The 14216-nt window shown below is 37.1% G+C and carries 12 protein-coding genes and 1 CRISPR repeat array; all 12 genes read right to left on the bottom strand.

What is annotated here, in order from left to right:
- Positions 1-14 precede the first annotated feature (14 nt).
- Positions 15-935 (bottom strand): carbohydrate ABC transporter permease, encoded by a 921-nt coding sequence (locus IGI37_RS17750; protein ID WP_438763414.1) that lies wholly within the window; start codon positions 933-935, stop codon positions 15-17.
- A gap of 15 nt (positions 936-950) precedes the next feature.
- Positions 951-1898 carry an ABC transporter permease gene (locus tag IGI37_RS17755; RefSeq protein ID WP_438763415.1) on the bottom strand — a complete coding sequence of 316 codons (948 nt, stop codon included), beginning with the start codon at positions 1896-1898 and terminating at the stop codon, positions 951-953.
- 206 nt (positions 1899-2104) lie between these two features.
- Complete coding sequence (gene tnpC, locus IGI37_RS17760; RefSeq protein WP_438763647.1) at positions 2105-3697, bottom strand: IS66 family transposase; 1593 nt, start codon at positions 3695-3697, stop codon at positions 2105-2107.
- Between the two features lie 117 nt (positions 3698-3814).
- Entirely contained in the window at positions 3815-4168 is a 354-nt protein-coding gene (gene tnpB, locus IGI37_RS17765; protein ID WP_438759491.1) for an IS66 family insertion sequence element accessory protein TnpB, read from the bottom strand.
- Between the two features lies 1 nt (position 4169).
- Positions 4170-4352, bottom strand: a complete 183-nt coding sequence (locus IGI37_RS17770; RefSeq protein WP_438760623.1) for a hypothetical protein — start codon at positions 4350-4352, stop codon at positions 4170-4172.
- A 299-nt stretch (positions 4353-4651) separates the two neighbouring features.
- Positions 4652-5622: direct repeats of the CRISPR family, unit length 33 nt; unit sequence ATTTCAATCCACTAGCTCTATACAGAGCTAGAC.
- Between the two features lie 171 nt (positions 5623-5793).
- Complete coding sequence (gene cas2, locus IGI37_RS17775) at positions 5794-6084, bottom strand: CRISPR-associated endonuclease Cas2 (RefSeq protein ID WP_438763417.1); 291 nt, start codon at positions 6082-6084, stop codon at positions 5794-5796.
- Positions 6085-6094: 10 nt separating this feature from the next.
- Positions 6095-7126, bottom strand: coding sequence for a type I-C CRISPR-associated endonuclease Cas1c (gene cas1c, locus IGI37_RS17780; RefSeq protein WP_438763418.1), 1032 nt, complete (start codon positions 7124-7126; stop codon positions 6095-6097).
- Positions 7123-7776, bottom strand: coding sequence for a CRISPR-associated protein Cas4 (gene cas4 / locus IGI37_RS17785; RefSeq protein ID WP_438763419.1), 654 nt, complete (start codon positions 7774-7776; stop codon positions 7123-7125). Before cas4 ends, cas1c begins: the two co-directional genes overlap by 4 nt.
- Positions 7777-7779: 3 nt before the next feature.
- The gene (gene cas7c, locus IGI37_RS17790) at positions 7780-8643 is read right to left on the bottom strand and encodes a type I-C CRISPR-associated protein Cas7/Csd2 (RefSeq protein ID WP_438763420.1); all 864 of its coding nucleotides are present in this window, start codon (positions 8641-8643) and stop codon (positions 7780-7782) included.
- The gene (gene cas8c / locus IGI37_RS17795; RefSeq protein ID WP_438763421.1) at positions 8644-10536 is read right to left on the bottom strand and encodes a type I-C CRISPR-associated protein Cas8c/Csd1; all 1893 of its coding nucleotides are present in this window, start codon (positions 10534-10536) and stop codon (positions 8644-8646) included.
- The gene (gene cas5c, locus IGI37_RS17800; protein WP_438763422.1) at positions 10533-11270 is read right to left on the bottom strand and encodes a type I-C CRISPR-associated protein Cas5c; all 738 of its coding nucleotides are present in this window, start codon (positions 11268-11270) and stop codon (positions 10533-10535) included. The genes cas8c and cas5c overlap by 4 nt, the downstream gene beginning before the upstream one ends.
- Before the next feature lie 14 nt (positions 11271-11284).
- Positions 11285-13702, bottom strand: coding sequence for a CRISPR-associated helicase Cas3' (gene cas3, locus IGI37_RS17805; protein WP_438763423.1), 2418 nt, complete (start codon positions 13700-13702; stop codon positions 11285-11287).
- Positions 13703-14216: the final 514 nt, after the last annotated feature.

Raw genomic sequence — 14216 nt, forward strand, 5'->3', positions numbered from 1 at the left:
CCTCCTAAAAATTTTTATTCTTTCACGCCACCAATTGTTAAGCCTTTTACAAAATGTTTTTGGAAAAAAGGATAACTAATTGCAATTGGTAACGTGGAGATAACAACAATGGCCATACGTGCTGATTCCCCTGGTACAGAGGCTAGTCCACCTGCTAACTGACTACCTGCGCCAGCATTTTGTGTCAAGTATTCAATATTATTTTGGATTTTCACCAATAAATATTGAAGGGGCACTAAATTATCATTTTGAATATATAGTAATGCATTAAACCAATCATTCCAGTAACCTAATGCAGCAAACAAACTAATGGTCGCAATTCCTGGAACAGCTAATGGTAACACAATTTGAACAAAAATTCGTAACTCGCTTGCGCCATCAATTCTAGCAGACTCAATAATTGAATCTGAAACAGACCGTTTGAAGAATGTCCGCATCACAATAATGTTAAATGGACTGACTGCCATTGGTAAAATCAACGCCCAAATTGTATCCTTTAATTGCAGTAAATTCGTCATAACTAAGTAGTTGGCCACCATCCCTGGTGAGAACAACATAGTAATCAAACAAAAGACTGTAAAGAAACGACGAAATGGAAAGTTTGAACGGGAGATTGCATAGGCATACAGCGAAGTCGCTGTACTATTTATCAATGTTCCAAAAACCGTCACAATAATCGTTACAAACAATGCTTGAAAGATTTTCTCTTGCATTTGTCCGAACATATACGTATACCCAAACACACTAAATTCTGAAGGCCAGAAGCTATACCCATGTGCTGTCAATGCCGCTTCGTTTGTAAATGAAATAGCGATGACAAAGATAAAGGGTAAGATACAAGATAACGCGAATAGCGCAATCACAATATTTAAGACAAAGTTTACTGGCTTATTGAAGGAGCGTACTTGAACTTGCGAAACTTTTTTCTTTTTCATACTCTCTCTCCCTCTCTAAAATAGTGCAGATTCGCTGTCGAAACGACGAGCGATTGCATTGGCAACCATTAATAACACAAACCCGACAACCGATTGATATAGCCCGGCCGCAGCTGTCATCCCGAAATCTCCCGTAGCTGTTAAGCCATTAAAGATATACGTATCTAACACTTGCGTCACTTCATATAACGATCCAGAATTTCGTGGAACATTGTAGAATAATCCGAAATCTGCTCGGAAAATATTTCCAACGGCTAAAATCGTTAAAATCGACATCAATGGAACTAATTGTGGAATCGTCACATTCTTAATTTGTTGCCATTTTGACGCGCCATCCACCATCGCCGCTTCATAGTAAGTTGGGTCAATCCCCATAACTGATGCAAAATAAATGATACTGTTGTAGCCAATCCCCTTCCACGTACCAATCAGTACCAGAATAAATGGCCAATATTTTGGATCATTATACCAGTTAATGGCTGTTCCTCCATTACCGACAATCCATTGATTAATAATCCCTCTATCTGGACTTAAGAAGGCGTACACGAAGTACCCAATAATAACCCATGATAAAAAGTATGGTAGTAAAGACATCGTTTGATAAACTTTTACGAGACGTTTGTTTCTTAATTCGCTCATAATTATCGCGAAAACTACAGAAATAATAAGATTTAGCGTAATAAAGCTTAGATTATATAGCACTGTATTTTTCGTGATAAGAAACGCTTGGTCGGAAGAAAATAAAAACTTGAAGTTCTCAAACCCAACCCAAGGACTGTCTCTCAAACTCGCTAAAAAGCCGTCTGGTGATATATGGAAATTTTTGAACGCTACCACATTCGCAAAGACTGGAATATAAAAGAAGAAAATCATCCAAATCATTCCAGGTATTGCCATGAAAATAAGTGCTTTAAATCGCCAGACATTGCTAAGAAAACGTCCAAACCCTTTTTTCTTATTCATTATCTAACCCCTTTCTCTTGAACTTACATCAATATTTTAGCGCTTTCAATATAAAATAAGAATAAACAAAATATAGGTAATTCTGAACAAACTATAGATTTTCACAAAAAAATAGATGAGGCTCTCAGATGAAAGGTAAGTGCCTAATAAAATAGTACCTACACGCCAAATAACCCAAGTCTTATACTAAGCTTAGGTTATTTGGTCTATTTGTAAGTGGTTGTACATAAAGCTTGAACGTCTGGTTTCCAAGGAAGTAAGGCATCTAACCCTTCATCTGATAGCGTCTCCATATTTGGCACGCGATCAAATAGGAATTCTATATACCGAATCGGGTCGAGACCATTAGCCACTGCCGTTCGATAGATACTCAAAATCACGCCTGATGTTCGTGCGCCTTCTAAACTACAGGAATGCATGTAATTTTTTCGCCCAATCACCAGCTCTTTTATGTGACGCTCGGCCAAATTATTACTTAATTCCAATCGTCCATCCTCAAAGATTCGCTCAAAACCGCTTCGTATCTTCCGTACATATTCAACGGCGTTCGCTAGCTTCGATTTGGGGACGGCAACGAACGTATCTAACCATTCATAAAAGTTATTCACTAATGGCTTCAGATAAGCTTGACGCTTATCAAAACGATCCTCAATGGTGACTTCCTTCCATTTACGTTCCAGCTCGAACCAGATGTCAAGCATTTTCACAGCGACAACTGCTGGCGTATGTTCGGCCTTACCATTTTTTGGAATGGCTTCAAAAAACTTTCGACGTGCGTGCGCAAGGCAATAGACGAGCTTCACATCCGTTACATAATTATACCCTGCATAGCCATCACAATGAAGATACCCCTTAAAGTCAGACAAAAACTCTTTCGGTACTGTCCCAGATTTAGACTCTGCATGATGGTAATAGGCAATAGGCTGTGCACTATGTTTCCCGGTTGAGAAGAGCCAGTAATAGGTTTTTGCTTTTTTACTCTGAATCACTTGATAGCTCGTCTCGTCTGCATGAAGAATCTCTTCTTGATTCAAATAATGTTTGAATCGTTCGGCAACCGGATCTAACGCATGATGACAAGCTTTGATATGCCAGTTTGTCATATTATCGCGTGAGATATCGAGTCCGAGTGTTTCTCGCCAATAAATTTCTTGGCGATTCGCTGGACTTTTTTGACCGAATTTTAGACGGATTGTTTCCGCAATAATACTGTTTGAGCCTAAACTATTTGGGACGACTGGTTTAGGAACAGGTGCCTTCTTATAGGAAGAAACATCTGCCTTTTCACATGCCTTACAACAATAAGTGTGTTGAATGTGAGCCAATCGATCCAACATTGCTTGATGGAATCGGACCTCTTCACGTAATTTTGTTGTACCGATATCAATCATTTGAGTACCACACTGTTCACAAGAACGTTCTTCTTGTGGAAGTTCATGGTGTATTTCAGTTAAAGGAAGGTGCGCGATTTTCTCAGCTTTTTGGCCACTCTTCCTTTTAGACTTTTTTTCAGGGGCCGGTTTTTCTTCTTTGGGTACGGTAAATATAGAGGCCTCTTCGAGTTCCTCTGTGAATAAATTTAATTGACCACTAACATCTGAGGAAATAGTTTCCTTTGAGCGCCCGAATTGGCGATTCATAAAGTAGTTGAGTTTTTCATTCAGTAGTTGAATTTCGGTGGTTAATGCTTGGTTGGTTTTCTTTAGAGAATCAATCGTTTCAGTCTGATTTTTTAAAAGTTCAAGTAAGACATTTACATCAATCTCAACGTTATTTGTTGAACTTACATCTGTCGATATATCCAAAAAAATCCACCACCATTCTATCTATTTTCCTTCCCTTTATTATACCATTTTTTAGAACAAAAAAACAGATAAAAACCGCATTAAATCAATGTTTATTACGGTTTTTATCTATTAGAATTGGCCTCTTTTCCCTGGCTTTATCGCCCTGGGTTGATCGATGTCCAACCCTTCAAATAACCAACGAATTTGTTGACTAGTTAGTTGTCGAACCTCTTCTTTTTTTCTAGGCCACTTGAGTCGGCCATCTTGAATCCTTTTATAACATAAGAGGAAGCCGTCACCATCCCAATACAAAATTTTGAAACGATCACATCGATTACCGCAAAAAAGGAAGAGGGCATCTGAATAAACATCTAGCTCGTACTCTTGTTGGATGAGACTCGCCAATCCGTCAATTCCACGACGAAGGTCTGTTTTCCCAGTGACGATATACAAGTTCTTTACTTTAGTGAAATCAAGAAGCACGTCATCTCAACTCCCTAAGCACTGCGGCAAGAATATAACTACTGATACCATTATAAAGATGTATTTCAGAGCCATCTTTTCTTTTTATTCGTGCAGCTAGCTTCGCACTCGCTACTTTCTGATTTTGTTTCTGGTCTGGCTGTGTATGAATCTGAATGGGTACAATTTCGTTTGTCTTGGTCAAACAAACACCTCCAATTTACTTGTTAAGCCAAGTATACTCGGAGGTGTTGCTTAATTATAGGTACCTAGTTATTAGGCACTTACGATGAAAGCCCCTCCTTACTTACAATTATTCAGTTAGTGGTTTTAAAACATCACAAAGATATTACGTAGTGCAAAAAAGATGAGTATGCTACTTGTAAAAATTAATAATCTAAACCTAGAATTTGTGAAATTCGATGTCGGAATGACTTATGCTCAAGTCACTGAATCTGGCATGAGGTTGAGCACAACAGTAACACTAGAACCCAACGATTACAAATTTTAATCCACTAGCTCTATACAGAGCTAGACCAATTGAGTATCCTTCTTCTGCCTGTTCTAAAGTTATTTCAATCCACTAGCTCTATACAGAGCTAGACCTTCTATATTTCCCACTTTTTAAAGACGCTAAATCAATTTCAATCCACTAGCTCTATACAGAGCTAGACGCATCAAAAGATTTCCACTCTGGTCGCTTGTCTATTTCAATCCACTAGCTCTATACAGAGCTAGACTACGAGAGGGACATTGCTTGGGACAGTTACGGAATTTCAATCCACTAGCTCTATACAGAGCTAGACTAGTTTCGATATAACACTAATGACAGCCATTCGAATTTCAATCCACTAGCTCTATACAGAGCTAGACTTGGTTTTCAATCTCTAACCTGTTAATTTCCTTACATTTCAATCCACTAGCTCTATACAGAGCTAGACCCCGGCTGAGATGTCCGTTTATCGACCATATACGATTTCAATCCACTAGCTCTATACAGAGCTAGACTATGTTAAGACGGTCAAAAAGAAAGTATCCAACGATTTCAATCCACTAGCTCTATACAGAGCTAGACCGAAGTAAGCCAATAAAATAATCTAATACAAGGAATTTCAATCCACTAGCTCTATACAGAGCTAGACGAAAAATATTCAATTAGCTTGGAATATTAAGCAAATTTCAATCCACTAGCTCTATACAGAGCTAGACGATGCTGTCGAATTAATAAATATGCTTGCTCGAATTTCAATCCACTAGCTCTATACAGAGCTAGACATTTTGAATTCGTTTAAGGAGGAGAGCAGATGAATATTTCAATCCACTAGCTCTATACAGAGCTAGACATTACAATCGAATCAACACCGACAGAAATAGCAATTTCAATCCACTAGCTCTATACAGAGCTAGACGTTGTTGGCAACTATGCGAAGGCGGTTGGACTAATTTCAATCCACTAGCTCTATACAGAGCTAGACCGTGATTTCTACAAAAACATACGAACTGACTTTCGTTTTTTTGTAAAAACTATCCTTCTATATTAAAATTAAATTAGAAAATATGATTTTTAGACCAATTTTTGGACAAAATTTGGTGCGGATGTCCCAGGGATTTTATGTGCACTTACCATCCGCACCAAAAAAATTCTTCTAAAATATTAATGGTTCTTCCACACTTTTTGTTTCTTTTACGCCAATATGTTCCACTTTAGTTTTATAGTTATTTCCTAACCGATAAATTCGTAAGCTATCCTTCTCTTTGTCGATTAGTTCTACTAATTCTTTTCTCAATTTAACTAACTCTGTTGCATCTACAATACATTCAAAGACCGAATTTTGTACTCTTTGTCCATAATCCTGGCATTTTTTAGCAACTTTTCTAAGTCGCCTTGCACCATTTTCAGAGCTTGTTGCCACATCATACGTGATTAGTATTAACATCTAACTTCTCCTATTTCCATAGAAACGGTGGGTACCCGTCCAAATCTTCTCGTAAAAATCGACTCAGTAGTAAGGCTTGCGCATACGGTACTAATCCCCATTGAATCTTTTCTCCGAGAAAAGGATGCTGAATCTGTTCTTGTTTCTTTTCTTGCCAGTTAAAGAAGAATTTTTTCCTTCCCTCATCGGTTAAAATTACAGCCCCATTTTCTTTTTTTATAAAATCTTTCGCAGTCACTATCCTTTTATTAATCATCGTAAGAACAAATCGGTCTGCAAAAATCCCTCTAAGCTCTTCCATTAAATCCAAAGATAGTGATGGGCGTCCCGGCCGGTCTTGATGCATGAATCCCGAATATGGATCTAACCCTACTATTTCCAATGCAGAGGAGCATTCTTGGGCTAACAAAGTATAGGCAAGTGACAACATAGCATTTACATTGTCCAAAGGCGGGCGGCGCGTCCTCCCATAGAACCCAAATGATTCTTTTTGCTGTAAAATCATTTGATCGAATAGTAAAAAGTACCGATTAGCAGCCTGCCCTTCAAGTCCTCTTAACGTGTCTAAATCATTAACTTCTTGAATTTTCCCAATGGTTTCTTTTAACTCCTGTGAAATCATTTTAAACTGCTCTACATCAATTCTCAAAGTTTGTTCTCTAGCAACGCGTTCGAGCATCCATCTTTGATTATATAACTTCCCAATAATAAAATGACGAGCAATTTCTAAACTTTTAGATTCATTGTCAGAAATTCGATACTGTTTCTTTCTTAAACTTATATTTCCAGTCACAGGACCTGACAGCCGACTTCCGAATTTCCCTGTAGTGGTCAGAAATGTCAAATTAATATTTTTTTCAGCACATTTTCTCATCAAGGCAGGACTTGCACCTAAATACCCTGTCGTAACGACTGATTCTATATTATGAAGCGGAACCCGTCCTTTGATCTCATTCTCTACTTTAATTAGAATATTTTCTCCATCTAAAGCTAGATACGCGTCATTTGTAGTGACAAATATTGTATTTAGTAGTTTTCTCAATCCTGTAGCCTCCGTTCCAGATAGCTATTTACAGTTTGACTATTCATTAATTTTGGCAAACAAATATCTTTCAGAGAACATTTTTTACAAAAATTCCCCGTTTTTACTTTAGGTGTATAATTTCTTTTCCAATAGCCATGCATTTCTTGTAAATTCTTTTTCAGACTATCTCTTAGTTCCTCAGTAAACAGTACTTTCTCTCTTCTTCTAGTCTCATGATAGTAGATGTAGCCTTCTGAGATTTCACACATCAACATTTCTTCTAAACATATTGTTTGAGCAGTTAATTGCAAGATATCACTCGGCTCTATTTTGGGCTTCCCATGCTTATACTCGATAGGAACTGGAATGTAATTACCCGGTTCTCCTGCTAATGAGATTCCCTTTGGATCTTGAACAAACTCAACTACATCGCAAATACCTGTTATTCCAAGAGTCGGTGATTGCACAGGTAAAGCCCGTACAATCACCTTTCCTTTTCTTTTTTCACGAATAGTCGGTTGGTCTGCACGTTCATGCAGATACTGACCTTCTAGAGTTAAAACATTTTCTTTCCATTGCTGTTCAATGTGTATTAATGCCCATTGGCGTCTACAAAATAGAAAATGTTGAATTCCTGAAATCATTAAAAAATCTTGTTCATCATACATAGATTAAAATCCATTAATCTTTTCAGGAACCAAATCTGGTAATTCATTCTCAATTTCTTCATAATCATCGAATGATTTTACGACATCAACTCCAGATTTTTTCTGATAGCTAATAGAACGATGAACCTTTGCTGACGAATGCTTACCCATTTTTGATGGATGTTCCCACCAATAGATTTTCTCAACAGCCATACTTCCATCAGGTCTCGCTGAAGAAGCATCATTTTCAAATAAAGTTTTCAAAGCCTCTTTAATTTTTTCAGCGTCTTCAGTTGTAAATCCTGTTTTTTCAGCTAGTTGAACATTAATACTGCCATTAAAAACATACAATCCAAAATCCACAAAATGTTTGGTTCCCATTGTGTCCGAACTTTTCCCACCACCTTCACTGACTGAATTAACGCTCTTAGTAATTTGCATACTATTAATGGTGATTGGGTCTACACTAACCGCAGTTTGAATAGATACTGGACCTCGTACGCCAACAGAAAGTTCTAAGCCTTTAAAAGCAAATACTTGACCAAAACTTCTTGTATCAATCCACGTTTCACAAGCTAACTCGCTAAAACGAGTGGTATCAGCATTTTTTTTATTTCCAGAAATTTCTTTTAGTTCTTCAATTGAATCTACACGTTCTTTCAAACTTTTTGCCCCATCATCTGCACGTTCATCTGATTGTACAAAGATTCTTTCACCCATATCCTGTAAACGATTACGAATCTTTCTCTTGATTGCGACATCAGAAATTTCACCGATTCCATCAAAATTTTGGCGTGGGCGATTTCCATTCAATGGATCTCCATTCGGATTTGCGTTTCTAACAGACACAACCACTTTAAAGTCGATTTTCTTTTGTAATGTACTCATTTATTTTCCCTCCGTGTCGGTAACATTTTTTTTATAGTTCATTAATGCCTCTCTTTGACTGTAGTAACCTAATAGATACTTACCGTTCAATGGTGCATCACTAAAACTATTATTCACTTCAATTTTTGAACCTATTTCATCAAATTCCTTTTGGTAAAAATAATTCGTATCTTTTAGTCTTATCTGGTAAGGTATCAAGTTTTCTTGAATGATTTTCCATGTAGATAACGGACGTATACTAAAGGTACTCATATAACGTTTTGCGTTAGTATTTCTCTTTACCCCCGCTCTTATCAAAGCTTTTTCTTCTAAAACATCTGCTACAGCCAAAAGCCTGCCAAACAAATAACTTCTATCTGTACTCTCTCTATCTAAAGCCACACTCTTTTCCCCCTTTTTAAATTTATAATGTTTATTCATAACAGAGCATGCGATACTCAGATCCTTATTCCATTCCCACTTTTCCTTATTAATTGGATTACTTACTCGTTGAAGAACACTTTGAACAATATTGATAGGAATACATTTCCCATCTACAACACATGAGTAAAGCTGCTGAATCGCATTCTTAATCAATGCTTCATTTCCTCTAGGCCCATACGCTGCTTCAGCTATATCTTTTAGTCTAGGTGCGCCAAAAAATGTAACCGTCTTTTTATCTTTTGTAAATGTATGTTGCCAGTAACATGTCTTGTGCCAATTTTCTAAACGATCAAAATATAACTGCTGTGGTAATACTTGGTAATACAAAATACCCATTCTACCTTTTGTTGCGCTATCTAAAACCATCAGCTGAATCCGCGACTCATAGTCTAAATTTTTTTTATAGCCTAGCATGGCCTTTTGAAAATTCTCCGCAAATTTCTGAGCCGTCGTGTCATAATGCACTATACTCTCTTCTTCATCTTCTTCAAAGGTTAAGTTATAACTTGATTCTTCTGGTGCAGGTACTGTAACTCCTTCTTTACTCCAAACAAGAAAGACACGTCCGCTATTCGTAAACCCTTGCCGACTAATCAACCACTTTAACGCATTATGAGCTTTTTGTGACACCTCATAACCAATCGTTGCCACTTGATTTTTTTCAGAAAAACGGCCACGATAAGTAAAGTTTGTTGAGTCATTTCCCGATATCAGTTTCGCCATATCCCCACCATAACGGACTTTTGAAGGATGATTTTCAGTTAATGGCATCTGTTTTCCGGTTACATAATCCAATCCTTCTCCAGCTTCCGCCAATTTCTGATTGTAATAGGCCACATAATCACTCATCACTTGTTTATCATCCCATATCGGAGTATTAACCACTCCCAATTCATGAACAGTAAATCGAACAAATGTTGAAAATTGGTCTCCCGCCAAGACACTAAAAATCGGAGGCTTTTCACCCAAAGCTGCAGACCATTTGGCAATTAATTGATTATTCTCTGCTACTAATACCTGTTCCTGTAGTAAATCCTTAATCAACGTTCCTTTTTCTAAATAGGTTAAAATGCTTTTTACACGTGCATTTGAATACTCCGACTGACACCATGCTCTAAGGTTTTCTAAATAGAGTAAGTGCGCATTTTCTTTTTTATAAACACCACCAAACTCTTGAAAATCCCCTGCAACATATTGAAGCCCATCATGCAAACCATGTGGAGACGGACTGCTCGTTCTACCTGCAGAATCAATCGTCACTGGAATCAACGTTGCTGAATCCTCTTTAGGTATAACTACCGCCCTAAAAAACTCACCATTCGGTTTGATTGCTACCTCAACTTGAGCATTCTGATAAGCATGGGAGATTGGTAACAAGGTAATTTCTTTCCCCCATCTCGTTACATCCTTCACTCCTACGCGTTCACTGTTTACTTCATAAGTTTCATAAAGATCTGATAGCCAGGTCATTCTTTCACCTCCGTTTGTACTTGTATATGAAGCTGATCAGCTAGTTCATCCACAAGCTCCATATCCTCAATACTAAATGATTTAGCCTTCATCGCCTTTAACGAGCGCACGATTGTACATTCTTCGGGTCGTGGAAACTTGATTACGCCATCCTTCATCACTGGCTGCCACAATCTGACCGCTAATTCATCTCTCCCAGTCTCATCCGGATAAGAAAAGCCATGAACCATTGTGCCAAAATGTAACTCGCCATAATTATCATAAAATCCGTCTGATTCTCCATACTCAACAGGCTCTACATATCCTTGACATTCTCTTGTCCCGAGGAAAATATCTCTTCTACCACCAGCTTTTATTGAACGTTTCAAAATTTGAAAATGTTTGTGCTCATTCCAATCTTGTTTCAAGTCCGGTCGATACGGATTAAACTCAAAATGAACCTTCACTTCATAGATTGGCTTCTTCAAATACGTATAGTAAGCTAAGTCATTCCCACTACTATCATTATATTTCATAGGCCGCATCGCTTTTGACTCCATTTGAATTGGATTGACCACACGAACCTCATCCACAAAATAGATAATCGTTGGCTTCCAATAAATTGATTCAGCAATCCCTTTTAGTGCTTGGTACGTAGGGATTTGATACGTCATTTTTTCTCCACCCATTTTTGTTACAGGGTCCGTGAAAAGAGCATAATCTCCTTCCACCTGAAATGTTACTTGATTTCTCATACAGCGCCTCCTTCTTAATAAAATAATCCATCACTCGCTGCAAGTGCAGTAAGGTCAACTCCAAACTCTTTTGAGTATGCATTATCAGCTAAAGCAAAAATCTCTCCATTATATAACCTATATATGGCACCATTAGCTTCTAAAGCTTTTAATTCATGGTCAAACAAATTAACCGTGTATGGCTGTGCTTTTCTTATCAACGGCAGCACTTGTTCTGTTGACAGCTCGCCATTTAATTGCCCGATAATCTCGATTCCTTTTCCATATGGAACCAGTACAGTAGTAGTCGGACTATCGATTACTTTGAAATATTTTGCAATGGTCTTGGGACTGCATTTTAAGACCAACTCTGCTCTTTTATTTAACGTTTTCTCATAGTTATTCACTGATGCTGTATTCTTCCCTACTAATGCATCCAATTTGAGACTTACCCCTTCGCCCACAGGAAAACCAAGTTTCTCCTCCATTTCTTTAAAATACCGTTCAAAATAAATATGTTGTGCACTAGTCGAAAAAATATCTCCATCATAGGTGGTAGGCGCCGACTCTATTTCACTCAAAATTTCTAATGTTTTTTCTTTACCAAGCTTAATTTCTTTTAACATACTTAAATATTCAAGCTTGTTGTTTGGATTAATCAAATAAACAGGTTGGCTTTCTACTTCACCATTACGATTGCATCTACCGGCAGCCTGTGCAATTGAATCTAACCCCGCAACAGAACGAATAACCGATTCAAAACTAATATCTACACCTGCTTCAATTAATTGAGTCGTTACACAGATAATTTTTTCCTTAGCGTCTTTTTGTTGTAGCTTGTCTGTAATTTCTCTAAGTATTTCACGCCTATTATCAGGGCACATCGCCGTACTCAGATGATAAAGTGTCACATTTTCTAGTTTCTGTTCTTCCAACTCCTTAAATACCTTTAACACAGCAGACTTTGTATTTAAAATAACTAATAAACTCCGCTTATCTTCAATAATTTCTGTGCAAAGCGACACTGTTTGTATTTCATCCCATCCCTCAGCCTCAACTTTATTATGGATTTCAACACGTTTAAACGCTTGTTGAATATTACTCAAACCTTGAATGATTTCAGCATCTTTTTTAAGACCTTTATCTAAAGTCTCTAACGAGGGCTGTGTTGCTGTACACAAAATGCTCGTCGTATTTCCACAACATTTTAAATAATTTAACGCAGCTACAAATAAATTCGTACATTTTATAGGAACACTTTGAACTTCATCAAAAATAATCACTGCATCGTGCAAATTATGAAATCTTCTAGGATTTCTAGTTCCTTTACTATAAATTGTATCCAAAAATTGGACCATTGTGGTAAAGATAACAGGCGCCTCCCAATTATCTCTCATCAAAGCCTGTTTCTTTTCTAAAATTTCATCTTCATCATCTCTATCTGGCTCTTGGATAATATTTGAATGATGTTCTAGAATATGACTGTCATCTTGTAAAATTTTTCTTACCGTCTCTGCATTTTGTTCAATTATAGTTGTGAACGGAACAACATAAATAATCCTTTTTTTTCCATGTTTTACTGCGTGTTCTAGGGAAAACCGCAAACTCGCGAGCGTTTTTCCACCGCCCGTTGGAATTGATAAACTATAAATACCGGTATTTTTTCTCCCATACGCTTTACACTCATTCGACATTTTTTGGCGTAATGTATTTATCGTAGTGGCAGGAGAGTCTCTATTTAATTTCACTACATGTTTTTCTAAAAGCTCCTGATACGTTGCAAATAACTGTTTTACATCCAATTTCTCAACTTCGGTAGTTTCTTCAAAGCATCGTGTATTTGTACGATCGGCATCTAACAAGCTACTGTATATAAATTTTAGTAGAAAGAATAAATCTTCCGCTTTCTTCATTTTCCTTTTGAAGGTAACAAGTTCATTTGTTGCCGTCTCAATTAACTGCTCAAATTTTTCTTGCGTAATAATTTCTTCAAAAAAACGTTTTTTAACTTTCTCGTATTCTGGCAACTCTTTATGAACAACGCGTTCTAAAAAAGTGGAATGTGCTTCTTCTCCATCTATAAAATCTTGCAATCCTTTTCCGCTGTGGTGCGAAATAATGCTATTTCCAATCAATTCAGCAAGAAGTTGCTTACTAGCAGTTGGTTTTGTCTGTTGAACAACATTAAAAATAAGTCGCCCACCTGCTGTTGAATGATCCACGCTCCCACGAACTGTGCTCCCTGGATTAGCCACCGATTTCCGTAAATATTCCTGAAAATCATCTGAAAATTTACCAGCATCATGGAGCAACCCTGCCAAGTAACAAACAGTTGCTAGACCGGCTGTTCTTCCATATTCACTAGCAAGCTCCGCGCATTGAATCAAGTGATCCTTAAGTAGTTGTTTCTCCCCATCAGACTTCCGAACATGGGCAATATACATTGAATTCATTTGCCACTCTCCTTTTCTCTGAAAAATTGATATATACTTCGTACCACATATATGTATAGATTCTTTTAATTTGATTTGTTATATAATAATACATAAATAAACAAGATGCCTATAACTACAATGGAACTATGAATCTCTATCTTTCTGTCGCCATATTTTTTCTATCACAACTATAATAGAAAAGATAAAATCGATTTTATAATTTTTTACAAAATTTTCTTATTCACATGAGACTCCAATCGATTACTACTAGGGTACAGACATCTCATTAAATAACATACCCATATAATTAAATATATCCCTCGCATATTTTGTATCCGCTATCATTTTAGAGTAATATATCTATCTGATTGGACACATAATCTCAACCAGATAGTCCTATAACATATATAATTTCTTCAATCCTCGAGGCTTTTTACTACCTCGCCCTATATTTAATTCAATTAAATATGTTAATAATATTTTAGCACTCGAAATAAATATGCGCAACCGTTTTCCGATAGTACTATAAGTC

Origin of the sequence: Enterococcus sp. AZ194, from assembly GCF_051713825.1 — a bacterium.
Classification (GTDB): Bacteria; Bacillota; Bacilli; order Lactobacillales; family Enterococcaceae; genus Enterococcus_K.

Excerpts from the sequence above, each read along its gene's own strand:
- IGI37_RS17750 (WP_438763414.1), bottom strand. The coding sequence starts at position 935 with ATGAAAAAGAAAAAAGTTTCGCAAGTTCAAGTACGCTCCTTCAATAAG.
- IGI37_RS17755 (WP_438763415.1), bottom strand. The coding sequence starts at position 1,898 with ATGAATAAGAAAAAAGGGTTTGGACGTTTTCTTAGCAATGTCTGGCGA.
- cas2 (WP_438763417.1), bottom strand. The coding sequence starts at position 6,084 with ATGTTAATACTAATCACGTATGATGTGGCAACAAGCTCTGAAAATGGT.
- cas4 (WP_438763419.1), bottom strand. The coding sequence starts at position 7,776 with ATGTATGATGAACAAGATTTTTTAATGATTTCAGGAATTCAACATTTT.
- cas7c (WP_438763420.1), bottom strand. The coding sequence starts at position 8,643 with ATGAGTACATTACAAAAGAAAATCGACTTTAAAGTGGTTGTGTCTGTT.
- cas8c (WP_438763421.1), bottom strand. The coding sequence starts at position 10,536 with ATGACCTGGCTATCAGATCTTTATGAAACTTATGAAGTAAACAGTGAA.
- cas5c (WP_438763422.1), bottom strand. The coding sequence starts at position 11,270 with ATGAGAAATCAAGTAACATTTCAGGTGGAAGGAGATTATGCTCTTTTC.
- cas3 (WP_438763423.1), bottom strand. The coding sequence starts at position 13,702 with ATGAATTCAATGTATATTGCCCATGTTCGGAAGTCTGATGGGGAGAAA.